This is a genomic window from Castellaniella denitrificans (assembly GCF_042653765.1).
In the GTDB taxonomy this organism is placed as follows: domain Bacteria; phylum Pseudomonadota; class Gammaproteobacteria; order Burkholderiales; family Burkholderiaceae_B; genus Castellaniella; species Castellaniella denitrificans.
Genome location: NZ_JBHSEZ010000001.1, coordinates 690,616 through 714,381 on the forward strand (window position 1 = coordinate 690,616; position 23,766 = coordinate 714,381).

The window sequence follows — 23,766 nt, forward strand, 5'->3', positions numbered from 1 at the left end:
CGGACGCGAGACCAGGCGACCGCCCGATGGGCCGCGGGCACCTTCTGCGCCAGATCTACCGGCGCCATTGGCCAAGCCTGGCCGCCACCGTCGCCCTGGCCCTGCTGACCGCGGCTGCCGGCGCAGGCCTGCTGGGCGTCGCCGGCTGGTTCCTGACCGGCGCGGCCCTGGCCGGAGCCGCCTCGGCAAGCGCGGCCCAGACATTCAACCTGTTCGCGCCATCGGCGCTGGTGCGCGGGTTCTCGTTCATCCGCATCGGTGCCCGCTATGCGGAACGCCTGGCCGGCCATACGGCTACATTGCACCTGCTCGCGGAACTGCGCGGCACGCTTTTCCGGGCACTGGCCCGGTTGTCGCCACGCCAACTGGCCCGTTATCGCTCGGGCGACCTGGTGGCGCGCCTGACATCGGATGTCGATGCGCTCGACACTCTGTTCCTGACCCTGATGGCGCCCCTGCTCAGCGCGCTGCTGGCCGGTCTGGCCATGACGGCGATCCTGGCATGGCAACTGCCGGCAGCCGCCGGAGCCGTCGCCGCCGTTTTTCTCGCGGCCTGTCTGCTGGTCCCGGCCATCCTGCTGCACCAGGCCAAAGCGCCCGGCCAGGCCATACAGGACAGCGCGGCCCAATTGCGCACAGCGGTCCAGGAAGCCGCCGAAGGCCATGCGGACATTCTCTCTTTGGCGCTCTCGGCACCCGTCCTGCGGCATTTCGACCAGTCCTGCCGCCGGGCAGCCCGCGCCCGGGGCATCCAGACCGGCCTGGGCGCCGGCGGCCAGGGTCTGATCCACGCCGCCACCGGCGCCGCCCTGCTGGCCATCCTGTGGGCCGGCCTGGATGCCGTTGCGCGCGGCCTGATGCAGCCCCCCGTGCTGGCCGGGCTGCTGCTGGCCACCCTGGGCCTGTTCGAGACCGCGGGCCCCGTCGTCCGGGGCGCGGCCCGCATGGGCGCGGCGCTTGCGGCGTTGACGCGCATCGAGGCCATCACGGGCGCGGAACCCGACCTGCACGATCCGCCGGAGCCCGGCAAGCTGCCGACGGCAGGCGCCCTGCAGATTCGGGGCGTGCGCTATTCCTATCCGGAGGCTCCAGACAGGGTAGTCCTGGACGGGATCGACCTCGATCTCCCCCTCGGCAGCCGCACCGCCTTGACCGGAGCCAGCGGTTCGGGCAAATCCACCCTGCTTCACCTGCTGCTGCGGCTGGACGATCCCCAGTCGGGCTGCATCCGCTTCGGCGGGGTCGATGTGCGCGACTGCGCCCAGCGCGACCTGCATCGCCGCATCGCCCTGCTGGCCCAGGATGCGCCGCTGTTCCTCGGTACGATACGGACCAACCTGCTGATCGGCGATCCGCGGGCCGATGACGATTCCCTGTGGCACGCCCTCGACGCCGCGCGCCTGGGCGGCTTCGTCCGCGGCCTGCCGCATGGCCTGGATACCTGGATCGGGGAAACGGGGGCCGGCCTTTCGGTCGGCCAGGCACGCAGGCTGGCCCTGGCACGGGTGCTATTGTCGCCCGCGGTCGTCCTGCTGCTGGATGAGCCGACCGCAGGCCTGGACGCCGACACGGAGGCGGAATTTCTGGCCGACCTGCCCCGTGCGACCCAGGGCCGTACCGTCGTGCTGGCCACGCATGCGGCCCTGCCGCCCGGAGCGGTGGACCAGACTATGGCGCTGGATGCTCCGTCCCGGTCTCGAACTCACAGACCGTATACACCGGCAGGCCCGATTCCCGGACCGCCTTCGAGCCGCCCAGGTCGGGCAGGTCGATGATGGCGGCGGCCTCGGCCACGTTGGCCCCCAGGCGCTGCAGCAGGCGGGACGCCGCCATCATCGTGCCGCCGGTGGCGATCAGGTCGTCGATCAGCAGCACGCGCTGGCCGGGCCGCACCGAATCCGTGTGCATCTCCACCGTCGCGTTGCCGTATTCCAGGGCGTATTCCTCGGCCACCGTGCGGAACGGCAGCTTGCCCTGCTTGCGCACCGGCACGAAACCCAGGTTCAGCTCGTAGGCCAGCACCGAACCGACGATGAAGCCACGCGCGTCGATGCCCGCCACCAGGTCCAGGCGCTGGCGCATGTAGCGGTAGACGAACAGGTCGATCAGCACCCGGAACGAGCGCGGGTCCTGCAGGACCGGGGTGATGTCCCGGAACTGCACGCCGGGCTTCGGCCAATCGGGCACGGTGCGGATCGTGTCGCGGATGTACTGGGCCGGGTCGGTTTGCATGGCTGGATCCTGTGGGGGGGCATGGGGGCGGGCACAGTTTAACAAGCCGTCCCCCTCACCGGGGGGCCGGTTCCGCTTAAAATCGCGGGATGCATGCCCACCCCAAGCCCAGCCCGGAGGCGATCCGCGCCAGCGCCGACCGCACCTTCGGCATCGAGATCCAGGCCCTGCAATCCCTGCGGGGCCGCGTCGACGCGCGCTTCGACCAGGCGGTCGGCCTGATCCTGGACTGCCCGGGCCGCGTCGTCGTCACCGGCATCGGCAAATCCGGCCACGTCGCCCGCAAGATCGCCGCCACACTGGCGTCCACCGGCACGCCGGCCTTCTTCATGCACGCGGCCGAGGCCATCCACGGCGACCTGGGCATGCTCACCGGCCAGGACATCCTGCTGGCGATTTCCTATTCCGGCTCGGCCCAGGAACTGATCACCATCATTTCCGTGGCCAAGCGCATGGGCACGCGCATCATCGCCCTGACCGGCCATCCCGACTCCGAACTGGCCCGCAGCGCCGACCTGGCGCTGGACGCCGCCGTGGACCAGGAGGCCTGCCCCCTGAACCTGGCGCCCACCGCCAGCACCACGGCCGCCCTGGTGCTGGGCGACGCCATCGCCGTCGCCTGCCTGGAAGCGCGCGGCTTCAACCGCGAGGATTTCGCCCGCTCGCACCCCGGCGGCGCCCTGGGACGGCGGCTGCTGACCTCCGTGGCCGACATCATGCGCAGCGGCGCGGCCCTGCCGCGCGTCGCGCCCGGCACCCTGATCCCCGACGCCCTGACCGAAATGTCGTCCAAGGGCATGGGCATGGCCATCGTCCTGGAAGGCGAGCGCCCCGTGGGCCTGTTCACCGACGGCGACCTGCGCCGCATGATCGCCCAGCACGGCGACATCCGCGCCCTGCCGGTCTCCGCCGGCATGAGCCGCCACCCGCGCTCGATCGCGGCCGACGCGCCCGCCATCGAGGCCGCCTCGATCATGGACGCGCACAAGCTCAACCAGATGCTGGTGCTCGACGGCGACGGGCTATTATTGGGGGCTCTGCACATGCACGACCTCCTCGCCGCAAAGGTCATCTGATGAACGAACAACCCGGTTTCTCCCACCCCACCGAAGCCCAGATCCTGGCCCGGATTCCGGAAGCGGTCCGCGACCGGGCCCGCGCCGTGCGCATGATGGTGTTCGACGTCGACGGCATCCTGACCGACGGCAGCCTCTGGTACGGCGAGCACGGCGAGGCCGTCAAGCCCTTCAACGCGCTGGACGGCCACGGCCTGCGGCTGCTGCGCGAGCAGGGCATCCGCGTCGCCTGGGTCAGCGGCCGCAAGAGCGCCATCACGGCCCGCCGGGCGGCCGAGCTGGGCATCTCGCCCGTGCTCCAGGGCGTCCGCGACAAGATCACCACGGTCGAGGACCTGGCCCGCGAGGCCGGCCTGTCCCTGCAGGCCGTGGGCTACATGGGCGACGACATCATCGACCTGCCCGTGCTGCAGCGGGTCGGCTTCGCCGCCAGTGTGCCCAACGCCCCCTTCTACGTCGGCCAGGCGGCCCACTGGATCAGCACCCTGCGCGGCGGCGCGGGCGCCGTGCGCGAATGCTGCGACCTGGTCCTAGCGGCCCAGGGCCGCCTGGGCGCCTGCTTCACGGCGTCCCTGTCCACGCTGGGCGGGGCCATCCAGTGAAGGACCGCCTGCCCAGTCTCGTGGCCGTGCTGCTGCTCGGCCTGCTGGTGCTGGGCACCTGGTGGGCGTCCGACTACGCCCTGCGCTCGATCGAGGTCGACCCGCCCCGGCGCGTGACGCACGAGCGCGACTCCTGGTCGGACCGGTTCACGATGGTGCGCACCGACCCCGCCGGGCGCGCCATCAACCGCCTGGAAGGCACGGCCATGGAGCACTTCCCGGACACCGGCGCCTACGAAATCACCTCGCCGCGCGCGGTCGGCCACCAGCCCAACGCCCCCATCACCGAAGGCACCGCCGACCACGGCACGCTCGACGAACGCGGCGACCGCATCGTGCTGAACGGCAACGCCCACCTGAAGCGCCTGCCCGACGCCGACCACCAGTTGCTGGACGTGCGCAGCACCCAGCTCATCATCGAACCCAACCGGGACCTGGTCCACACGGACCAGCCGGCGCTGGTCGTCAACGGCCATTCCACGCTGCGCGGCAAGGGCATGCGCTACGATAACCGCACCCGCCAGCTCACCGTCACGGCGGCCAGCGACGTCAAGATCTCGGGCGAAGACCAGGCTGCCCGCAACGCCGGACCCAAAAAGAACGCTCAACCATGAAACTCCCGTCTTCCACCCTGATCGCATCGATCGCCGCCTGCGCCCTGTCCCTGGCCGCCCAGGCGGCCACCGCGCAGAACAAGCCCGCGCCGGCCAAGGACGAACCCGACACGGTGATCCTGTCCGACACCCTGCACTACGACGACGTCAACAAGACCAGCACCTTCACCGGCAACGTGGTCCTGACCCGGGGCGCGATGACCCTGCGCGGCGACAAGCTCGTCACCCGCGAGGACGCCCAGGGCAACCAGTTCGGCACCGCCACGGCCGCCAAGGGCAAGGTCGTCACCATCCGCCAGGAAAACCCCGAGAAATTCGAGACGCTCATCGCCACCGGCCTGCAGGCCGACTACGCCGGCGCCTCGGGCGACATCACCCTGACGGGCCAGGCGACCGTGACCCGCCAGATCTGCGGCGAAGCCTTCGACAACGTGCGGGGCGCCCGGATCATCTACCACGAGAAATCCGGCACCTACGAAGCGTTCGGCGGAGAAAACTCGGCCGCCGCCGGCGGACGCGTCCGGTCCCTGGCCCAGCCCCAGTCCCGCATCGACCAGGCCATCGCCCGGTGCAAGGCCAAGAAGGCGGGCCGCCCGTAACTCCCATGCCCGCACACGATCACCACGCCTCCGCCGACACCGCCCGCGTGTCCGGCAGCCTCCAGGCCATCGGCCTGGGCAAGACCTTCGGCCGCCGTGCCGTCGTCCAGGACGTTTCCCTGTCGGTCGACAGCGGCGAAGTCGTCGGCCTGCTCGGCCCCAACGGCGCCGGCAAGACCACCAGCTTCTACATGATCGTGGGCCTGATACCGGCCGACACGGGCCGGATCATGATCGACGAGCACGAAGTCACCGGCATCCCCATGCACCGGCGTGCCCGGCTGGGCCTGTCCTACCTGCCCCAGGACGCCTCGGTCTTCCGCCGCCTGACGGTGGAACAGAACATCCGCGCGGTGCTGGAACTGCAGCGAGACCCCCAGGGCCACGCCCTGTCGGCCGCCGCCCTGGAAGAACGCCTGGAATCCCTGATCGACGAGCTGCAGATCGAGCACATCCGCCGCAACATGGCGATTTCGCTGTCGGGCGGCGAACGCCGCCGGGTGGAAATCGCCCGCGCCCTGGCCACCCACCCGCGCTTCATCCTGCTGGACGAGCCCTTCGCCGGGGTGGACCCGATCGCCGTGATCGAAATCCAGCGCATCGTGCAGTTCCTGAAGGGCCGCAACATCGGCGTGCTGATCACCGACCACAACGTGCGGGAAACCCTGGGGATCTGCGACCGCGCCTACATCATCAGCGAAGGCCGCGTCCTGACCAGCGGCCACCCCAACGAGATCGTGGACAACGAGGCCGTGCGCCAGGTGTATCTGGGGAAAAATTTTCGAATGTAGGCAGCCTGGCGCAAGGCCAGCTGAATTGGGCAGGCCCGCCCACGTCGCGGCGTGTACGCCGCTCCGATTCGCCAGGCACAGCGCAGTCCGCAGGGACTGCCCTGTGTCCAGGCTCATCCCCTCGGGGCCGATCCCGCTATCCTACACCGAAAGCAGGCCCTTGATGTGGCGGGGGCAATGGGTACACTGGACCTGTCATCGAACTGTCAGAAAAGGAGGCTGATCCCGTCCGTACCCGGTTCCATCCGGAACCCTCCCCGTCTTTCCGCAAGGAGTCTGCACTATGAGCCTGACAATCACCGGTCGCAATCTGGAAATCACCCCGGCCATCCGCGAATACGTCCACACCAAGACGGCGCGCGTCCTGCGGCACTTCGATCAGGTCATCGACACACAGGTCATGCTCTCGATCGAGCCCCTGAAGCACACCGCCGAAATCACCATGCGCCTGCGTGGCAAGGACCTGCACTGCGAAGCCTCGGATGACAACCTGTACGCGGCCATCGATCTGCTGGTCGACAAGGCCGACCGTCAGGTCATCAAGTACAAGACCAAGGCTCAGAACCACGTCCACGAACCTCCCAAGCGCCAGGAAATCCCCGCCTGACGGCGGCTGGCGGGGCCGCTTCCGCGGCCCGGACAACCACATGGCCTCGAGACGATCGTCCGGGGCCATATTGTTTCCACGCGGCCCGTTTCATGCGGCCGCGCGCGCACGGCCCGGCGCGGCGCCCCTCCCCCGGCCATCCCTTGCGAGCCCTCCTCCGCCGGCGGCCCGCCCCCGGCGGGGGCATTCCTTCGATGGCCCATTTACCTATAATGGACGCCATGAATCTCACACCCCGCATCCTGCCGCCCGACAATATCGTCCTGGACCTGGCCGCCACCAGCAAGAAGCGCGCCTTCGAGCACGCCGGCCTGCTGTTCGAGAACCACCAGGGCGTCGCGCGCACCGCGGTCTTCCACAGCCTGCTGGCCCGCGAACGGCTGGGCTCGACCGCGCTGGGCCACGAGGTCGCCATCCCGCACGGGCGGCTCAAGGATCTGCGCGAGCCGCACGCCGCCTTCATCCGGCTGGCCGAACCCGTCCGCTTCGACGCCAACGACGGCCGCACCGCCCGCCTGCTGTTCTTCCTGCTGATTCCGGAAACCGCCACCCAGACCCACCTGGACCTGCTGGCCGGCATCGCCCGCCTGATGTCCGACGCCGGCATCCGCCAGGCCCTGACACAGTCCACGGACCCCCGGGAAGTCCACCACCTCATCCTGACTGGCGCGAGCGCCCCGGCCCCTGAACATGCTGACCATCCAAGAGCTGATTCGTGACAACGCCGAGAAGATCCCCTTCTCCTGGATCGCCGGCAAGGACACCGCCGGCCAGCGCCTGATTTCCGATGGCGGCGGCGCCGCCGCCGACCTGGTCGGCCACCTGAATCTGATCCACCCGGGCCGCATCCAGGTCTTCGGCGCCGAGGAAATGTCCTACTACCTGCGGCTCGAACCGCGCCGCCGCCGGCACCACCTGGACGAACTGGTGGCCGGAGGCGTGCCGGCCATCTTCCTGGCGGCCGGCACCCAGGCGCCCGACGATCTCCAGGCCTACTGCCTGGAACACGGGATCCCGCTGCTGGCGACGCCCACCGACGCCGCCCTGCTGATCGACCTGCTGCGCATCTACCTGGGCAAGCGGATGGCGCCCAAGACCACGGTGCACGGCGTCTTCATGGACGTGCTCGGCCTGGGGGTCCTGATCACCGGCGAATCCGGGCTGGGCAAGAGCGAACTGGCCCTGGAGCTGATTTCCCGGGGCCACGGGCTGGTGGCCGACGACGCGGTCGAACTCTCGCGCACCGCGCCGAACTTCGTCGAGGGCCAGTGCCCGCCCCTGCTGCAGAACCTGCTGGAAGTCCGCGGCCTGGGGCTGCTGGACATCCGCACGATCTTCGGCGAGACCTCGGTGCGGCGCAAGATGAAGATCAAGCTGATCGTCCACCTGGTGCGCCTGACGCCCGACACCTTCGAGCGTCTGCCCACCCAGGACGAATACCAGGACATCCTGGGCATTCCGATCCGCCGGGTGATGCTGCAGGTCGCGGCGGGCCGCAACCTGGCCGTGCTGGTCGAGGCCGCCGTGCGCAACACCATCCTCAGCCTGCGCGGCATCGACACCATGGGCGACTTCATCGAACGCCAGGCCCTGGCCATCATGGAAAGCTCCCGGGAGGCCCGGCCATGACCGCGCGCCCGGGCGCGGTCATCGTCGTCCACGGCGGCGCCGGGCCAGGCTTCCTCCACCCGGGGCCGCAGGCCCCCTCGCCGCGCGCGCCATGCTGAACATCGTCCTCATCACCGGCATCTCCGGCTCCGGCAAGTCCGTGGCCCTGCGCATGCTGGAAGACACCGGCTACACCTGCATCGACAACCTGCCGGTGCGGTTCCTGCATGAATTCATCGCCAGCACCCGGGACAGCGGCCTGGAGCGCGTGGCGGTCGCCATCGACGTGCGCACGCCGGGCGACCTGGACGACCTGCCCGGGATCCTGACCAGCCTGCGCGCCATGGGCACGGCGCTGCACGTCATCTTCCTGGACGCCGACGACAACACCCTGATGCAGCGCTATTCCGAATCCCGGCGCCGCCATCCCCTGACCGACCGCCTGCGGCACGAGGGCCTGGACCCCTCGCTGCAGGACTGCATCACCCGCGAACGGGAACTCCTGGCCCCCCTGCGCAACCAGGAGCACGTCATCGACACCTCGGACTTGGCGCCGGGGCAGTTGCGCGCCTGGGTGCGCGACCTGGTCCAGACCGATCGCCCCGCGGTGATCCTGACCTTCGAGTCCTTCGCCTACAAGCGCGGGGTGCCGCGCGACGCCGACCTGGTCTTCGACGTGCGCTGCCTGCCCAATCCCCACTACGACTCGCAGCTGCGTCCCCTGACGGGACGCGACGCCCCGGTCGCCGCCTGGCTGGCCCAGTTCGGCAGCGTCGAGGCCATGATCGACGACATCGCCGCCTTCATCCGCAAATGGCTGCCCCTGTACATGCAGGACACGCGCAACTACCTGACGGTGGCCATCGGCTGCACCGGCGGCCAGCACCGCTCGGTCTACGTCACCGAGCAGCTCGCCCGGCGCTTCGCGGATCACTCCCCCCTGCTGGTGCGCCACCGCAACCCCAAACTGCAGGAGCCCAGGCCATGAGCGCGCAGGGCCGTCCCAAGCGCGAATTCCCCCACGGGGGGATGGCGCGCCAGCGCCAAGGGGGCACCATGAACGCGCAGGGCCGCCGTCTTGGGCATCGGATCATCCTGGGCCTGCTGGGCGCCGCGCTGGTCGTCCTGGCGGGCTGCGCCTCGCGCTCGGGCGGCTACTACAAGGACGACGGCCCCGGCAGCGACATTCCGGCCGACATCGCCTCCATCCCGGACGCCGTCCCGCGCATCGAGCAGCATGCCCCGGCCAATTTCCGCCCCTACGAAGTCTTCGGCGTGCGCTACATCCCGATCGCCGAAGACCAGCCCTACCGCCAGGAAGGCCTGGCCTCGTGGTACGGACGCAAGTTCCACGGCGAGAAGACCGCCAACGGCGAGACCTACGACATGTACGCCATGACGGCGGCGCACCCGACCCTGCCGATCCCCAGCTATGCGCGGGTGACCCGGGTGGGCACCAGCCGTTCGGTGATCGTGCGCATCAATGACCGGGGTCCCTTCCATCCGGGGCGCATCATCGACCTGTCCTACGTGGCCGCCGCCAAGCTGGGCCTGATCGGCCCCGGCAGCGGCCGCGTGGTCGTGCAGGCCATCACCAACGCCGACATCCGCGCCGGCCGCTACCCGGCCGCCCCCCTGATGGCCTCGGCCTCGAACCCGACAGTCCCGGCCCCGGCGGCCCCGCCGTCCGGCGAGGCCCAGGCGCAGCCGGTCAGCCTGCCCGCCGGTCCGTCCGCCCCCCTGGCGCCATCGCCTTCGCCCGAGCCCGCGTCCCCGGTGTCCGACACGCGGCGGCCGGGCGGCATCTACCTGCAGTTCGGCGCCTTCTCCTCCGCCCAGAACGCCCAGGCGCTGGCCCGCCGCGTCAACATCGAGACCGAGGGCCAGGCCGGCCCCGCCACCGTCACCCACCAGCCGCCGCTCTACAAGGTCCGCATGGGCCCCTACCTGTCGCGCGACGAAGCCGCCCACACCGCCTCGCGGCTGGCGGAGTCCGCCGGACTGAACCCCGTGATCGCACTGGACCAGGGGCTGTAGGCCCTCAGCGGCCTTCCCGTGCCAATGCCCAGGCGTACAGCCGGTCGCGCGCCAGCCCCGTGGCCCGGGCCCCGATCCGCGCCGCGTCGCGCACGGACAGGTCCTCCAGCAGCGCCTCCATGACCCGGCGCTGCTCGGGCGACAGGTCCTCGTCCGGTTCCTCGATCCCCACGGCGGCGTGCACCACCAGCACGAACTCGCCCTGCTCCCGGTGGACGTCCCCGTCCAGCCAGGCGAGGGCCTCTCCCGCCGGCAGGGTCCGGATCTCCTCGAAGCGCTTGCTCAGCTCGCGCGCCACGGTCACCCGCCGGTCCGGCCCGGCTGCCGCCGACAGGTCCCGGAGGGCCGCGCGCAGGCGATGCGGCGTCTCGAACATCACCACCGGCACTGGCCAGGCGAGCCACCGTTCCAGCCATTTGCGGCGCGCCTGGGCCTTGGACGGCATGAAGCCGGCGAAGGCGAAGCCAGGCTCCTCGTCGCGGGTGGCGCCGCTCGCCATGAGGGCGGCGATGACGGCGCTGGGCCCCGGCAGCGGCACGACCCGGTGGCCGGCCGCCTGGACCTCGCGCACCACCCGCGCCCCCGGATCGCTGACCGCGGGCGCGCCGGCGTCCGACACCAGGGCGATGCGCTCGCCCCGGGCCAGCCGCCGGATCACCGCCTCGGCCGCCTCGCGCTCGTTGTGGCGGTGGGCCGCCAGCAGCGGCGTGGCGATCCCCCAGGCATCCAGCAGCGCCCGGGTGGTGCGGGTGTCCTCGGCCGCGATCGCGTCGCAGCGGCGCAGGGCCTCCCAGGCGCGCAGGCTCAGGTCCTCCAGGTTGCCGATCGGCGTGGCCACCACGTACAGGCAGCCCTCAGGCCAGGACTGGCCCGCCGCCAGTTCCGCGTGACGTTTCCACGTCGGTCCGGCCTTTTCCCAGTCTGCGCTGTCCGTCATACTCGATCCTTCCTCATGCCGATTGGATTTTCCATGCCCGCGGACCCCTACGAAGCCGCCCGGCAGGCCCAGCGCCGGGCGGTGGCGCGCCGCAAGCGGCGGTCGCGGCGCACCGGTCCGGCGGCCGCCGGACCCGCCGGCGAGCCGCCTGCCGGATCCCCGACCCAGCGCCAGGGCCGCGAGGCCGAGGCGCGGGCCGCGCGCCACCTGGAGGCGCGCGGCGCCCGCATCCTGGCGGCCAACCTGCGCTGTCGCGCCGGGGAAATCGACCTGGTGGCCCGCGAGGGCCGCCTGCTGCTGTTCATCGAGGTGCGGGAACGCCGCAATCCGGCCTTCGGCGGCGCCGCCGCCAGTGTAAACCGCCCCAAGCAGGCCCGGCTGATCCGGGCCGCGCGCCATTTCCTGCCCTGGCTCGCGCGGCTGCATTTCGACGGGGTCGCGCCGGCCTGCCGCTTCGACGTGGTGGCCTTCGACATGGACCGGCCCCTCTGGATCCGGGACGCCTTCCGCGCGTAAAACACCTAGGTTCTAAAATTGTCGCATCCCCCCACCTCCCGGCCTGCAGGCCGGTCGGATTCGTCAGGCATCGAGCAGTCCGCAGGGACTGCTCGATGTCCGGACTCATCCCGCAAACTGTTACGTTCACGTGTAACGGAGCCGCGCGCTCATGCGATAATCGGCGCCATGGACATGACCTCCCGCATGACGTCGCACTTCGACGACGCCGTCGACGCGTTTCGCTCCAGCGCCCGCGAACTGGCCCCCGCCCTGGCGGCCGCGGTCGACCTGCTGTTCGGCGCCCTGACCAACAACGCCCGCATCCTCGCCTGCGGCAACGGCGGCTCCGCCGCGGACGCCCAGCACTTCGTGGCGGAACTCGTCGGCCGCTTCGAGCGCGACCGCCTGCCGCTGGCCGGCATCGCCCTGAACACCGACACCTCGATCATGACCGCCGTGGGCAACGACTACGGCTTCAATTCCGTGTTCGAGCGCCAGGTGGCCGCCCTGGGCCAGCCCGGCGACATCCTGGTGGCCATCACCACCAGCGGCAATTCGCCCAACGTCCTGCGCGCCATCGAGGCCGCGCACGAGCGCGACATGCAGATCATCGCCCTGACGGGCAAGGGCGGCGGCCAGATCAATTCCCTGCTCTACGAGACCGACATCCACCTCTGCGTCCCGCACGACCGCACCATGCGCATCCAGGAAGTCCACATCCTGCTGCTGCATGCGCTGTGCGACGGCATCGACGCCCTGCTCCTGGGAGACCCTCTCTGATGACCGTTCCCGCCCGCACGCTCGCCCGCCTCCTGATCGGCCTCTCCTGCCTGTCCGCCCTGTCGGGCTGCGGCCTGTTCGTCGTGGGCGGCGCTGCCGCCACCTCCGCCGCCGTGGCCACGGACCGGCGCACCGCCGGCGAGCAGGTCGACGACCAGACGATCGAACTGCGCGTCTCCAGCGAAATGGACAAGGCCTTCGGCGACAAGGCCCGCATCAGCGGCACGTCCTACGCGGGCCGGCTGCTGCTGGTGGGCGACGTCCCCACCGAGGCCGACCGCCAGCGGGCCGAGACCATCGCCCGGGGCATCACCAAGGTCCGCTCGGTGGACAACTACATCCGCGTCGGGGACATCACCCCCCTCAGCGTGCGCACCAACGACACCTGGCTGACCTCCAAGGTCAAGAGCCAGCTGGTCGCCACCGAGAACGTGCCCTTCCGCACCATCAAGGTCACGACCGAACGCGGGGTCGTCTACCTGATGGGCAAGGTCACCGACGAGGAAGGCCGCCGCGCCGCCGCCGCCGCCTCGGGTATTTCGGGGGTCAACAAAGTCGTAAAATTGTTCACGATCGTGGCGCGCGAGACCCTGCTCACCGAACCCGGCAAGCAGGGCGCCGCGCCCGTCACCGATTCCAGTTCATCCGGCGCCGCCGCCCCGCCGCCCGCGGGCGATGACGGGGGCGTCCAGACCATGCCCGTGCAATGAAAAAGATATTGATCGGCCTGGCGGCCGTCGTGGCGATCGGCGCCGCCGCCCTCTGGCAGTTCCAGGGTTCCGCCCAGGCGGCGCCCGACGTCGCTTTCACCGACCTGAACGGCCACACCGTCACCACGCAGGACCTGCGCGGCAAGGTCGTGCTGGTCAAGTTCTGGGCCACCAGCTGCACCACCTGCGTGGCGCAGATGCCCGACACCATCCGCCACTACCAGGAACTGAAATCCCGGGGCTTCGACACCATCGGCGTGGCCATGCAGTACGACCCGCCCAACTACGTCAAGAACTTCACCGAAACGCGCCAGCTGCCCTTCCCGGTGGTCATCGACGCCCAGGGCAAGATCGCCCAGGCCTTCGGCGACGTGCGCCTGACCCCCACGGCCTTCCTGATCGACAAGCAGGGCCACATCATCAAACGCTATCTCGGCAACTACGACGAAAAGGCCTTCATGGCCACGGTCGAACAGGCGCTGGCTTCCTGACATGACGAACACCGCCCAGGACATCACTTCCCAGACTTCGGCCGCCCTCAAGGCCGAAGTCCTCTCCGAGGCCCTGCCCTACATCCGCCGCTTCCACGGCAAGACCGTCGTCATCAAGTACGGCGGCAACGCCATGACCGACGAGCACCTGCAGCGCAGCTTCGCGCACGACGTGGTGCTGCTGAAACTCGTCGGCCTGAACCCGGTGGTGGTGCACGGCGGCGGCCCGCAGATCAACAGCGCGCTCAAGCGCATCGGCAAGGAAGGCACCTTCATCCAGGGCATGCGCGTCACCGACGCCGAAACCATGGAAGTCGTCGAATGGGTGCTGGGCGGCCAGGTGCAGCAGGACATCGTCATGATGGTCAACGAGGCCGGCGGCAAGGCCGTGGGCCTGACCGGCAAGGACGGCTGCCTGATCCAGGCGCGCAAGAAACTCATGCCCGATCCCGACCACCCCGGCGAAATGCTGGACATCGGCTTCGTGGGCGACATCGAGCGCATCGAGCCGGCCGTGGTCAAGGCGCTCCAGGACGACCAGTTCATCCCCATCATCTCGTCCATCGGCTACGGCGAGGACGGCCAGGCCTACAACATCAACGCCGACGTCGTCGCCGGCAAGATGGCCGAAGTCCTGGGCGCCGAGAAGCTCGTCATGCTGACCAACACCCCCGGGGTGCTGGACAAGGACGGCCGGTTGCTGCGCAGCCTGTCGGCCCAGACCATCGACGCGCTGTTCCAGGACGGCACCCTGTCGGGCGGCATGCTGCCGAAGATATCCTCGGCGCTGGACGCCGCCCGGTTCGGCGTCAACTCGGTGCACATCATCGACGGCCGCGTGCCGCACTGCCTGCTGCTGGAAATCCTGACGGACCGCGGCGTGGGCACCATGATCAGCTCGCACTGATGTCCCGCACGGCGTCGGCGCGCATCGCCCGCGGGGACGGCCGGTGAGTCCGCTGCGAGCGCCCAGCCCCCTGCGGCGCCGGCGGGCCGCCGGGCCCGACGACCCGGTCTGGCTGTTCGACCTGGACAACACCCTGCACGACGCCTCGCGCGGCATCTTCCGCGCCATCGACCGGCGCATGGGCGCCGCCGTGGCCCAGGCCCTGGACCTGCCTCGGGACCAGGCCGACGCCCTGCGCCTGCGCTACTGGCAGCGCTATGGCGCCACCGCCATCGGCCTGGCGCGCCACCATGGGGTGAACCTGCGCCAGTTCCTGGCCACTTGCCACGATTTCGACATCGCCCCGCTGGTGCACTCGGAAACCGGCCTGGCCGCCCGGCTGCGCGGCCTGCCGGGCACGCGCATCGTATTGACCAACGCCCCGGCCCATTACGCCCGCCGCGTGCTGGACGCGCTGGGGATCCTGCAGGAATTCGACGGCCTGTGGGCCATCGACCACATGATGCCCATGGGGCTGGCGCGGCCCAAGCCTTCGCCCGGCCTGATGCGCATGGTGGCCGCCCGGCTGGGCGTACCGCCCCGCCGGATCATCCTGGTCGAAGACACCGAGCGCAACCTGAAATCGGCCCGCCAGGTCGGGATGCGCACCGTCTGGCTCTACCATCCCGGCACGCCGTTTTCCCGCCAGCGCAACGGCCGCGACCTGTACGTGGATGCGCGGATCAACCGCCTGGGGACGCTGCTGCTGCAGGCCCGCGCCGGGCGCATGCCGGGCAGCCGGGATCGCGCCTGAAGCGGATCGTGTGCCACTGCATGCGCAGGGCGTCGACCGACAGCAGCCGCCCGACCAGGGGCTCGCCCATGCCGGTGATCACCTTGATGGCCTCGGCCGCCTGGACGCTGCCCACCATGCCCACCAGAGGCCCCAGGACCCCGGTGGTGGCGCAGCGCAATTCCTCGACGTCGTCGGCTTCCGGAAACAGGCAGTGATAGCAGGGCGCGTCCGCGTCCCGCAGGTCGTAGACGCTGATCTGGCCGGAGAATTTGATCGCCGCCCCCGAGACCAGGGGCGTGCGGGCCGCCACGCAGGCGCGGTTGATGGCGTGCCGGGTGGCGAAGTTGTCGCTGCAGTCCAGAACCACGTCGGCATCCAGGGCCAGTTCGCACAGCCGGGCATCGTCCAGGCGCTCCACCAGCGCGCGCACCCGGACGTCGGGATTCAGGGCGAGCAGCGCATCCCGGCCCGATTCGGCCTTGGGCCGCCCCAGGCCGGTCATGTCATGCAGGATCTGGCGCTGCAGGTTGCTGAGTTCGACGAGGTCGTCGTCCACCAGGGTGATGCGCCCCACGCCCGCGGCGGCCAGGTACAGTGCCGCCGGGGATCCCAGGCCGCCCGCGCCGACGATGAGCGCCCGGGCCGCCAGCAGGCGTTCCTGGCCCTCGATGCCCAGCTCGTCGAGCAGAATGTGCCGGGCATAGCGCGTCAGCCGCGCGTCGTCCAGGACGGCCGCATCCCCCATCATGGGATCCGGATCAGGCCTTCCGGGGTGACGCGATAGCGTTCGACCCCGTCGCCGGCATTATTCAGGGTTTTTTTTTCCGCCGGAGCGGATTTCCCGGCCGCGCCGCCGGCCGCATCGGCCGCGGGCTTCGCCGCCGCGCCAGCCGGATTTTCCGCCTGGGCTTCGGCGCGCGCCTGCCGCACCTGGGCGGGATCGGACTTCTGGATCGGACGGCCCTGCAGGGCATTGACGGCCTGCCGCAGCTGCCAGTCGTCGGCGCCGCCGAATTCGAACATCTTGATCTCGCCCTGGACGAAATCGCCGTCGTCCGCATCGCCCGTCTGGGCGTCGGACTGGGTTTCCAGGTGGTGCTGCAGGTCGACTTCGCGCTGCATGCGGAACAGGTTGCCGGCGGCGCTGTCGTCCACGACGTGGTCGGGGGACACCCCCGTGTTCTGGATCGAGCGGCCGCTGGGCGTGTAGTAGCGCGCCGTGGTGAGCTTGATGCCCGTGTCCTTGTCCAGCTGCAGGACCGACTGCACGGAACCCTTGCCGAACGTGCGGTTGCCGATGATGCGGGCGCGCTTGTAGTCCTGCAGGGCGCCGGCCACGATTTCCGAGGCCGAGGCCGAGCCGACGTTGACCAGCACCACCATCGGCACCGTGCGCGTCCAGGAGGGCAGCTGCCCGCCGTCCTCGACGCCATGGCTGCCGTCCAGGGGACGGGCATAGAATTCCTCGTTCGAGGACGGAATGCGGCCCTTGGTGGACACGACCAGCTTGCCGGGCTCAAGGAAGGCGGAGGCCACGCCGATGGCGCCGTCCAGCAGGCCGCCCGGATCGTTGCGCAGATCCAGCACCAGGCCCTTGGGCGCCTGCTTCTTCGACAGGCTGGCCAGCATCCGCACCAGGTCGGACGTGGTGCGGTCCTGGAACTGGCTGATGCGCACGTAGGCGATGTCGCCGTCGAGCATCTTGCCGCGCACGCTGCGGGTCTTGATCATTTCCCGCACGATGCGGAACTTCAGGGGCTTGGGGCTGCCGGCGCGCTGGATCGTCAGGTTGATCGGAGTGCCGGGCTCGCCGCGCATCTTCTTCACGGCGTCGTTCAGGTTCATGCCCTTGGTGGGCTCGCCGTCGATCTGGGTGATCAGGTCGCCCGTCAGGATGCCGGCGCGCGCCGCCGGGGTGTCCTCGATCGGCGCGATGACCTTGGGCATGCCGTCCTGGGTGCCGATCTCGATGCCCAGCCCGCCGAAGCCGCCGCGCGTGATGTCCTGCATCTGCTTGTAGGCTTCCTCGTCCAGGTACACCGAGTGCGGGTCCAGGTCCGAGAACAGGCCCTTGATCGCGTCGTCGATCAGCGTCTGGTCGGGCACGGGCTCGACGTAGCTGGACTTGATCGCGCCGTAGACGTTGGCGAACTGCTGCAGCGCCCTGAGCGGCAGGGGCTCGCCCTTCTGGGCGGCCGCCGAGATGCCGAGGCTGACCAGGATCCCCCCCAGAAAGCCCACCAGAATCCAGCTCAACGATCGATTGTTTCGAGTGCCCATGCACGTTCCTAAGCGATGTCCGGGCCGTCGCGGCGGCGCGGGGCGCGCCTGGGACGGCGAATGACACATAGTACAGAAATTAGACTGCGGAAAGCCACCAGGCGCCTACCTCAACCATATTTCAGGATTGATCGGGGCCCCGTTGTGCCGCAATTCGAAATACAGGCCGGGCTCGACCTGGCCGCCCGTGGCCCCGACCCGCGCCACCTCGTCGCCGCGCGCCACCACGTCGCCGACCTGGCGCAGCAGGGACTGGTTGTAGGCGTAGATGCTGAGGTACTGCTTGCCGTGATCGATGATCAGCAGGTTGCCGAAGCCGCTCAGCCAATGGGCGTACACCACGCGGCCGGCGGCCACGGCGCGCACGGGCGTGCCCGCCGCCGCGCGCAGCACGATGCCGCGCCACAGGCCGCCTTCGGGCCGCTGCGTGCCGAAACGCCCCTGGACGTCGCCCGCCACGGGGCGGGGCAGGCCCTTGCTCAGCCCGGGAAAACCGCCATCGGGCTCGGTCCGGACGGCGGCCGCGCCGCCCGGCGAGGCCTCGTCCGCGCCCTGCCGGGCCTTTTCCTTCGGTTCCTCGTCCGGCCGGACTTCCCTCTCCCGGACCGGCGGCCGGACCGCGGGCGCCTCGGCGGCCTTCGTCCCGTCCTCTTCTTCCCGTATGTGGCGCTCGGCCTGCTCGCGCACCTGGCGCGCCTGTTCGGCGGCGCGCGCGCGCTCCTGTTCCTGGCGGGCCTTCTCGGCCTTGGCGCGCGCGGCCTGTTCGCGCGCGCGGCGTTCGGCCTCGGCCTTCAGGGCCGCCTGGCGCCGGGCCTCGGCCCGGGCGATTTCGGCGTCCAGGCCCTTGATCAGGTTCCCCAGGCGCGCATCGCGCGCCTGGAGCTGCCTGGCCTGGCCGCGCTCGTCCTCCAGCCGGGTGCGGATCTTTTCCAGCACCTCGCGGCGCTGCGCCTGCTGGTCCTGCAGGTCCTGGCGGCGCTTCTGGACGTCGGCGCGCACCTCGTCGAGATCCCGGCGGCCCTCGTCGGTCTGTCGCCGCAGGTCGGCCAGCCGGTCCAGCGTGGCCCGCAAGGCGTCGAGCGCCTGGGTGCGGGAACGGGTGACGTAGGCCAGCCAGGCCAGCTCGCGGCCGATCTCCTGCGGATCGCGGCCCGAGAGCAGGGCGGTCCAGGGCGACAGGCCGCTGGCGTACTGGGCGCGCAACTGGGCGGCCAGGGCCTGCTGCTGGCGTTCGAGTTCCTCGGACTGCTGGCCGCGGGCGGCATCCAGCCGGCGCAGGGTGTCCTGCAGCGCGGCCTCGCGCCGGTCCAGCTCGGCCAGCTCGCGGCTGATGTCGGAAATCGCCTGCTCGGAGGCCTGCAGCGCGCGGCTGGCGTCCTCGCGCGAGGATTCCGACGATTCGATGCGCTTCTGCAGCGTCTCGATCTGCTCGCGCAGGGCGGCCCGGTCCTCGCGGGCGCGCGCCTGGCGGGCTTCCAGGGCGGAATCCGCCCAGGCCGCCTGGCAGGCCAGGACGGCGGCCAGGCACAAGGCCGGCCCCGGCCACCCGCGCGCGCGCGGCTTGCGCCGGATGCGCGTGTTCGGGCGACCGCCCGCCCGGGCGATGAGGTTCATGATCTGGCCTGGGGTCGTCGGGCGCTAGACCGCCTTCGCCTTGCCCTGGTTGGCGACCGCTTCCATGGCGGCGCGGATCTGGTCCTCGTCGCCCAGGTAGTAATGGCGCAGGGGGCGCAGTTCGTCGTCCAGTTCGTAGACCAGCGGCTGGCCGGTCGGGATGTTCAGGCCGACGATGTCCTCGTCCGAGATCCCGTCCAGGTGCTTGATCAGGGCGCGCAGGCTGTTGCCGTGGGCCGAGACCAGCACCCGCCGCCCGGAGCGGATGGCGGGCGCGATGGATTCGTTCCAGAAAGGCACCACGCGGTTCACCGTATCGCGCAGGCATTCCGTGGCCGGCAGCTCGCCGGCCGGCACCCGGCGGTAGCGGGCGTCGAAACGCGGATGGCGCGGATCGTCCTCGGACAGGGGGTCGGGGGCGATCGCGTAGGCGCGGCGCCATTGCAGCACCTGGGCCTCGCCGTAGCGGGCGGCCGTCTCGGCCTTGTTCAGGCCCTGCAGCGCGCCGTAGTGGCGCTCGTTCAGCCGCCAGTGCAGGGCGATGGGCGTGTGCATGGCGTCCATGGCGTCCAGCGCGATCCACAGGGTGCGGATGGCGCGCTTGAGCACCGAGGCGTAGGCCAGGTCGAATTCATAGCCCTGCGCGCGCAGCAGCTCCCCCGCCTGGCGCGCCTGCTCGCGGCCGGTGTCGGTGAGGTCCACGTCGGTCCAGCCCGTGAAGCGGTTTTCGAGGTTCCATTGGCTTTCGCCATGGCGCATGAGTACCAGTTTGTGCATGATTCGCAAGCCCGCAAAGTCCAAAACTGCCGACCATTTTATAATCCCCCGGGCTTTCTTTTTTTGCCGCCGGGCCACCCCAAGGCAAAACGCCTCCCGTCACACGTTACAGGAACCGCCGTGGACTTCTTACTCAGCCAGAACAACCTCTGGATTCTGCTCATCGCCCTGGCTTCCGGGGGCCTGCTGCTGTGGCCCAGCCTGTCCAGGGGCCGCTCGACCGGGCGTGTCGCCCTGGCCGAGGCCATCCGCCTGGTCAACCAGGAACACGGCCAGTTCGTGGACCTGCGCCCCGCCGACCAGTTCAAGACCGGCGCCATCCCCCAGGCCCGCAACATCCCCCTGGACACGCTGGAATCGCACCTCAACAGCCTGCCCAAGGACAAGCCCATCGTGCTCGTGGACGCCCACGGGCGCGACGGCGCCAAGGCCGTGGCCCAACTGCGCAAACAAGGCTTCGATCGGGTATCCTGCCTCGAAGGCGGGCTGAACGCCTGGACCGAGGGCGGCCTGCCCCTGAAAAAATCCTGACCGGAATCCTCCCCCCATGGCTCAAGTCACCATGTACTGCACCTCCGTGTGCCCCTATTGCGTACGCGCCGAAATGCTGCTCAAGCAACGCGGCGTGGACAACATCCACAAGATCTTCATCGACCGCGATCCGGACCAGCGCGCCATCATGATGGAACGCACCGGCCGGCGCACCGTGCCGCAGGTCTACATCGACGAGCGCCACATCGGCGGCTTCGACGACCTCTCGGCCCTGGACCGCGCCGGCGGCCTGCTGCCCCTGCTGCAGGCCTGATCCCGCCACGGCCCCGGCCGCCTCCCCACTCCCCATACCGGAAACCCATCATGTCCGACGAAAACCACTCCCAGAACGGCCAGGCCCCCAGCTTCGGCCTGCAGCGCACCTACGTCAAAGACCTGTCGCTGGAAATGCCCAACGCCCCGGAAATCTTCCTCGAGCAGGAAGGCCCGACCGTCGAAGTCTCCATCCAGGTCGGCGGCCAGCAGCTGGCCGAATCCGTGTTCGAATCCACGGTGACCGCCACGGTGACCACGCGCATCGGCGACAAGGTCCTGTACCTGGTCGAACTCTGCCAGGCCGGCATCTTCGAAGCCTCCAACATCCCGGCCGAACAGCTCGATCCGCTGCTGGGCATCGTCTGCCCGACCATGCTCTACCCCTACCTGCGCGCCAACGTCGCCGACGCGATCACGCGCACCTCGATGCCGCCGCTGCACCTGAGCGAAATGAACTTCCAGGCCCTGTACGAACAGCGCCTGGCGCAGCAGCAGCCGGACGCGCAGGCCCAGGGCGAGGACTCCGGCCTGATCCTGCCCCCCGGCGCGCGCAACTGACCGGCGGGGTCCGCACGACATGGCGCCGGTCCGGCTTTGCGTCCTGGGAGCGGGCAGCTGGGGCACCGCCCTGGCGGCCCTGGCCAGCGCCCGGTCCGACGCCCTGATCTGGGCCCGCGACCCGGACCAGGCGCGGGACATCGACCGGTTGCACATCAACCCCCGCCACCTGCCCGACATCGCCCTGCCGCCCGCCCTGCGGGCGACCGGCGACTTCGACGCCGCGCTGGCGCACGTGCTGGACGGCCCCGATCCGGCCGACCGCCTGATCGTGCTGGGCGTGCCCATGTCGGGCCTGGCCGACGTCTGCCGGCGCATCGCGCGGGCGCTGCCGGCCCGCGCCCCCGACGCCCCGCCGGTCCATCTCCTGTGGACCTGCAAGGGCATCGCGCCCGACACCCATCAATGGCCGCACCAGATCGTGGCCGAAGCACTGTCCTGCATCGCCTGGCTGCGCACGGGCGTGCTGTCCGGCCCGTCCTTCGCCCGCGAAGTGGCGCAGGGCCTGCCGGTCGCCCTGACGGTCGCCGGCCGCGACCCGGACACCGGCCGCGCCGCCCAGGCGGCCTTCCACGGCACCCGGGCGCGCATCTACGGCACCCGCGACGTGATGGGAGTGGAAGTCGGCGGCGCCCTGAAGAACGTCATGGCCATCGCCTGCGGCATCAGCGACGGCCTGCGGCTAGGCACCAACGCCCGCGCGGCCCTGATCACGCGCGGGCTGGCGGAAATCCAGCGCCTGGGCGTGGCGCTGGGCGGACAGGCGGACACCTTCGTCGGCCTGACCGGGCTGGGCGACCTGGTCCTGACCGCCACCGGCGAGCTGTCCCGCAACCGCCAGGTGGGTGTCGCCATCGGCCAGGGCCGGTCGCTGGACGACATCCTGGCGGGCGGCATGACCGCCGAAGGGGTGCGCTGCGCGCGCGCCGCCCAGGCCCTGGGCCGGGAGCACGGGCTGGACCTGCCCATCACCGACGCCGTCTGCGGCGTGCTGTTCGGCGGCGTCGCCCCGCCCCAGGCCGTGGCCGCATTGCTGGCGCGCGATCCGCGCGACGAATGACGCCGGGCCCGGTCCCGGTCAGATTCCTCCGGCGTAGCCCGCCTGCCGCCAGGCCTCGAACACCGTGACCGCCACGGCATTGGACAGGTTCAGGCTGCGCTGCCGCGGCCGCATGGGCAGGCGGATGCGCTGCGCGGGGGGAAAGGCGGCCAGTTGCTCGTCCGACAGACCGGCGGTTTCCCGCCCGAACACGAACACGTCCCCCGGCCGGAACGCATGTCCGCCGATCAGGGACGACCCGCGCGTGGTCAGCGCGAAGCGCCGCGACGGATCGCCGCCGATCGCCGCCAGCGCCTCGTCCAGGCCGTCGTGCACCCGCATGTCCGCCCACTCGTGATAATCCAGGCCCGCCCGCCGCATGCGCGCGTCGTCCAGGGCGAAGCCCAGCGGACGCACCAGGTGCAGGAAGGCGCCGGTGTTGGCCGCAAGACGGATCGCGTTGCCGGTGTTGGGCGGAATTTCGGGTTCGACGAGGACGATGTGGAACATGGAATGGATTCGATGAAGACCGCGCGGCGATCCAGCGGACCGCTATTGTAGAACCCGGCCGGAGGCTGGCTCGCCGGGCGCGGCGCCATGGCCGGCCACGGCGCGGGCCAGGACCCAGCCCTCGATGCGCACGGCGCCGGCGTCCTTCAGCGCCGCCGCCACCGCCTGCAGCGTCGCGCCCGTGGTCAGCACGTCGTCCACCACCGCGATCCGCCGGCCGGCCAGCGGGCGGGAAAGATCCGCCGGAGCCCCCGGCGATCCGCCGCCCATCGGCGGATGCGCCCGGCGCCCGGTCCCGGCGACCGCAAACATCCCGGCCTGGGCCCGCAGGCGCAGCGCGCGGTCCAGCCCCGCCTGCCGGGATCCTTCGCGCGCCCGCCGCACCCCGTCCAGATGGCAGCGCAAACCCAGCCGCCGGGCCAGCAGGCGGGCCACCTCGGCCGGCGGGCTGAAGCCGCGCCGCAGCAGCGCCTCGCGCCGGGCCGGCACCGGCACGATCCAGTCCGGCCGGCGGTCCGCCGCCTCGGCGGCGGACACCGCCTGCGCCAGCAGGTCCGCCAGCAGCCGCGCCAGGGACAGGCGGCAATGGATCTTGTAGTCCCGGATCAGGTCCCGCCCCAGGCCCGCATAGTCGAAGGCCGCCACCACGCGGTCGTAGGCCGGCGCCCGCGGGCCGCAATCGGGGCAGCGCCCATCGGCCAGGGGATGCGCGCAACGCCGGCAGCGCGGCAGCGCCGCGTCCGGCCGCAGGCGCGCCAGGCACCCGGGGCACAGCCCCTGACCGCCCATGCGCCGGCCGCAGCCCGGGCAGTCGGCCGGAATCCAGTCGCGCCAGCGGTCGATCGGCAGATGCAGCATAATGGCGTGTCCTTCCGCAGGAAACCTCCATCACAGCACGCTTCGGGCCGTCCCGGAGC

General features: G+C 70.7%; 29 protein-coding genes. 21 read left to right on the forward strand and 8 right to left on the reverse strand.

The features are described 5' to 3' along the window. The first annotated feature begins 26 nt into the window (after positions 1 to 26). On the forward strand, positions 27 to 1,775 hold the full coding sequence (gene cydC / locus ACFO27_RS03245; protein WP_376815978.1) for a thiol reductant ABC exporter subunit CydC: 1,749 nt from the start codon (positions 27 to 29) through the stop codon (positions 1,773 to 1,775). On the opposite strand, the gene ACFO27_RS03250 is transcribed toward cydC, so the two are convergent. Continuing rightward, positions 1,669 to 2,232, reverse strand: coding sequence for an adenine phosphoribosyltransferase (locus ACFO27_RS03250; protein ID WP_376815979.1), 564 nt, complete (start codon positions 2,230 to 2,232; stop codon positions 1,669 to 1,671). The genes cydC and ACFO27_RS03250 overlap by 107 nt on opposite strands. Before the next feature lie 89 nt (positions 2,233 to 2,321). Here ACFO27_RS03250 and ACFO27_RS03255 point away from each other — a divergent pair, with 89 nt between their 5' ends. The 10 genes from ACFO27_RS03255 to ACFO27_RS03300 all read left to right on the forward strand — a co-directional run bounded on the left by ACFO27_RS03255 (position 2,322) and on the right by ACFO27_RS03300 (position 10,166). Then, positions 2,322 to 3,308, forward strand: coding sequence for a KpsF/GutQ family sugar-phosphate isomerase (locus ACFO27_RS03255; protein ID WP_376815980.1), 987 nt, complete (start codon positions 2,322 to 2,324; stop codon positions 3,306 to 3,308). Next, positions 3,308 to 3,910: a KdsC family phosphatase gene (locus ACFO27_RS03260; protein ID WP_376815981.1), complete on the forward strand. Its 603-nt coding sequence runs from the start codon at positions 3,308 to 3,310 to the stop codon at positions 3,908 to 3,910. Before ACFO27_RS03255 ends, ACFO27_RS03260 begins: the two co-directional genes overlap by 1 nt. After that, the gene (gene lptC / locus ACFO27_RS03265) at positions 3,907 to 4,524 is read left to right on the forward strand and encodes an LPS export ABC transporter periplasmic protein LptC (protein WP_376815982.1); all 618 of its coding nucleotides are present in this window, start codon (positions 3,907 to 3,909) and stop codon (positions 4,522 to 4,524) included. The genes ACFO27_RS03260 and lptC overlap by 4 nt, the downstream gene beginning before the upstream one ends. Then, complete coding sequence (gene lptA, locus ACFO27_RS03270) at positions 4,521 to 5,123, forward strand: lipopolysaccharide transport periplasmic protein LptA (RefSeq protein ID WP_376815983.1); 603 nt, start codon at positions 4,521 to 4,523, stop codon at positions 5,121 to 5,123. The genes lptC and lptA overlap by 4 nt, the downstream gene beginning before the upstream one ends. A gap of 5 nt (positions 5,124 to 5,128) precedes the next feature. After that, on the forward strand, positions 5,129 to 5,914 hold the full coding sequence (gene lptB, locus ACFO27_RS03275) for an LPS export ABC transporter ATP-binding protein (RefSeq protein WP_376815984.1): 786 nt from the start codon (positions 5,129 to 5,131) through the stop codon (positions 5,912 to 5,914). Between the two features lie 283 nt (positions 5,915 to 6,197). After that, complete coding sequence (hpf, locus tag ACFO27_RS03280) at positions 6,198 to 6,521, forward strand: ribosome hibernation-promoting factor, HPF/YfiA family (protein WP_323024944.1); 324 nt, start codon at positions 6,198 to 6,200, stop codon at positions 6,519 to 6,521. A 221-nt stretch (positions 6,522 to 6,742) separates the two neighbouring features. Continuing rightward, positions 6,743 to 7,240, forward strand: a complete 498-nt coding sequence (locus tag ACFO27_RS03285; RefSeq protein ID WP_376815985.1) for a PTS sugar transporter subunit IIA — start codon at positions 6,743 to 6,745, stop codon at positions 7,238 to 7,240. Then, on the forward strand, positions 7,212 to 8,150 hold the full coding sequence (gene hprK, locus ACFO27_RS03290) for an HPr(Ser) kinase/phosphatase (protein WP_376815986.1): 939 nt from the start codon (positions 7,212 to 7,214) through the stop codon (positions 8,148 to 8,150). Before ACFO27_RS03285 ends, hprK begins: the two co-directional genes overlap by 29 nt. A gap of 91 nt (positions 8,151 to 8,241) precedes the next feature. Beyond that, on the forward strand, positions 8,242 to 9,117 hold the full coding sequence (gene rapZ / locus ACFO27_RS03295) for an RNase adapter RapZ (RefSeq protein WP_323024941.1): 876 nt from the start codon (positions 8,242 to 8,244) through the stop codon (positions 9,115 to 9,117). A 68-nt stretch (positions 9,118 to 9,185) separates the two neighbouring features. Beyond that, the gene (locus ACFO27_RS03300) at positions 9,186 to 10,166 is read left to right on the forward strand and encodes a septal ring lytic transglycosylase RlpA family protein (RefSeq protein ID WP_376816397.1); all 981 of its coding nucleotides are present in this window, start codon (positions 9,186 to 9,188) and stop codon (positions 10,164 to 10,166) included. Between the two features lie 4 nt (positions 10,167 to 10,170). Here ACFO27_RS03300 and rsmI read toward each other — a convergent pair whose 3' ends face one another. Beyond that, positions 10,171 to 11,103 (reverse strand): 16S rRNA (cytidine(1402)-2'-O)-methyltransferase, encoded by a 933-nt coding sequence (rsmI, locus tag ACFO27_RS03305; RefSeq protein ID WP_376815987.1) that lies wholly within the window; start codon positions 11,101 to 11,103, stop codon positions 10,171 to 10,173. Positions 11,104 to 11,136: 33 nt separating this feature from the next. On the opposite strand from rsmI, the gene ACFO27_RS03310 reads away from it, so the two are divergent. From ACFO27_RS03310 to ACFO27_RS03335, 6 genes are all read left to right on the forward strand, one after another. Beyond that, positions 11,137 to 11,619 (forward strand): YraN family protein, encoded by a 483-nt coding sequence (locus tag ACFO27_RS03310; protein ID WP_376815988.1) that lies wholly within the window; start codon positions 11,137 to 11,139, stop codon positions 11,617 to 11,619. Positions 11,620 to 11,787: 168 nt separating this feature from the next. Further along, the gene (locus ACFO27_RS03315; protein ID WP_323029876.1) at positions 11,788 to 12,381 is read left to right on the forward strand and encodes a phosphoheptose isomerase; all 594 of its coding nucleotides are present in this window, start codon (positions 11,788 to 11,790) and stop codon (positions 12,379 to 12,381) included. After that, entirely contained in the window at positions 12,381 to 13,091 is a 711-nt protein-coding gene (locus ACFO27_RS03320; protein WP_376815989.1) for a BON domain-containing protein, read from the forward strand. The genes ACFO27_RS03315 and ACFO27_RS03320 overlap by 1 nt, the downstream gene beginning before the upstream one ends. Beyond that, positions 13,088 to 13,582, forward strand: a complete 495-nt coding sequence (locus tag ACFO27_RS03325) for a peroxiredoxin family protein (RefSeq protein WP_323024935.1) — start codon at positions 13,088 to 13,090, stop codon at positions 13,580 to 13,582. Before ACFO27_RS03320 ends, ACFO27_RS03325 begins: the two co-directional genes overlap by 4 nt. A 1-nt stretch (position 13,583) precedes the next feature. Beyond that, positions 13,584 to 14,489, forward strand: coding sequence for an acetylglutamate kinase (argB, locus tag ACFO27_RS03330; RefSeq protein WP_376815990.1), 906 nt, complete (start codon positions 13,584 to 13,586; stop codon positions 14,487 to 14,489). Between the two features lie 43 nt (positions 14,490 to 14,532). Next, positions 14,533 to 15,282 (forward strand): pyrimidine 5'-nucleotidase, encoded by a 750-nt coding sequence (locus ACFO27_RS03335; RefSeq protein ID WP_376815991.1) that lies wholly within the window; start codon positions 14,533 to 14,535, stop codon positions 15,280 to 15,282. Here ACFO27_RS03335 and ACFO27_RS03340 read toward each other — a convergent pair. The 4 genes from ACFO27_RS03340 to gpmA all read right to left on the reverse strand — a co-directional run bounded on the left by ACFO27_RS03340 (position 15,212) and on the right by gpmA (position 19,935). Beyond that, positions 15,212 to 15,991: a HesA/MoeB/ThiF family protein gene (locus tag ACFO27_RS03340; RefSeq protein ID WP_376816398.1), complete on the reverse strand. Its 780-nt coding sequence runs from the start codon at positions 15,989 to 15,991 to the stop codon at positions 15,212 to 15,214. The two genes, ACFO27_RS03335 and ACFO27_RS03340, sit on opposite strands and share 71 nt — an antisense overlap. 17 nt (positions 15,992 to 16,008) lie before the next feature. Next, on the reverse strand, positions 16,009 to 17,544 hold the full coding sequence (locus ACFO27_RS03345; protein WP_376815992.1) for a S41 family peptidase: 1,536 nt from the start codon (positions 17,542 to 17,544) through the stop codon (positions 16,009 to 16,011). A 105-nt stretch (positions 17,545 to 17,649) separates the two neighbouring features. Next, on the reverse strand, positions 17,650 to 19,158 hold the full coding sequence (locus ACFO27_RS03350; RefSeq protein ID WP_376815993.1) for a murein hydrolase activator EnvC family protein: 1,509 nt from the start codon (positions 19,156 to 19,158) through the stop codon (positions 17,650 to 17,652). A gap of 24 nt (positions 19,159 to 19,182) precedes the next feature. After that, a complete protein-coding gene (gpmA, locus tag ACFO27_RS03355; RefSeq protein WP_376815994.1) occupies positions 19,183 to 19,935 on the reverse strand; it encodes a 2,3-diphosphoglycerate-dependent phosphoglycerate mutase in 753 nt (250 codons plus the stop codon). A 120-nt stretch (positions 19,936 to 20,055) separates the two neighbouring features. On the opposite strand from gpmA, the gene ACFO27_RS03360 reads away from it, so the two are divergent. Genes ACFO27_RS03360 through ACFO27_RS03375 form a run of 4 tightly spaced genes read left to right on the forward strand, consistent with a single transcriptional unit; the run spans position 20,056 to position 22,360 of the window. Next, the gene (locus ACFO27_RS03360) at positions 20,056 to 20,466 is read left to right on the forward strand and encodes a rhodanese-like domain-containing protein (RefSeq protein ID WP_376815995.1); all 411 of its coding nucleotides are present in this window, start codon (positions 20,056 to 20,058) and stop codon (positions 20,464 to 20,466) included. A 16-nt stretch (positions 20,467 to 20,482) separates the two neighbouring features. Next, entirely contained in the window at positions 20,483 to 20,740 is a 258-nt protein-coding gene (grxC, locus tag ACFO27_RS03365; RefSeq protein ID WP_376815996.1) for a glutaredoxin 3, read from the forward strand. A 50-nt stretch (positions 20,741 to 20,790) separates the two neighbouring features. Then, the gene (gene secB / locus ACFO27_RS03370; protein WP_376815997.1) at positions 20,791 to 21,300 is read left to right on the forward strand and encodes a protein-export chaperone SecB; all 510 of its coding nucleotides are present in this window, start codon (positions 20,791 to 20,793) and stop codon (positions 21,298 to 21,300) included. Between the two features lie 19 nt (positions 21,301 to 21,319). Then, on the forward strand, positions 21,320 to 22,360 hold the full coding sequence (locus ACFO27_RS03375; RefSeq protein ID WP_376815998.1) for an NAD(P)H-dependent glycerol-3-phosphate dehydrogenase: 1,041 nt from the start codon (positions 21,320 to 21,322) through the stop codon (positions 22,358 to 22,360). Between the two features lie 18 nt (positions 22,361 to 22,378). Here ACFO27_RS03375 and ACFO27_RS03380 read toward each other — a convergent pair whose 3' ends face one another. Together ACFO27_RS03380 and ACFO27_RS03385 are read right to left on the reverse strand one after the other, a co-directional pair. Next, the gene (locus tag ACFO27_RS03380; RefSeq protein WP_376815999.1) at positions 22,379 to 22,849 is read right to left on the reverse strand and encodes a tRNA (cytidine(34)-2'-O)-methyltransferase; all 471 of its coding nucleotides are present in this window, start codon (positions 22,847 to 22,849) and stop codon (positions 22,379 to 22,381) included. Between the two features lie 42 nt (positions 22,850 to 22,891). Beyond that, on the reverse strand, positions 22,892 to 23,707 hold the full coding sequence (locus ACFO27_RS03385; protein WP_376816000.1) for a ComF family protein: 816 nt from the start codon (positions 23,705 to 23,707) through the stop codon (positions 22,892 to 22,894). Positions 23,708 to 23,766: the final 59 nt, after the last annotated feature.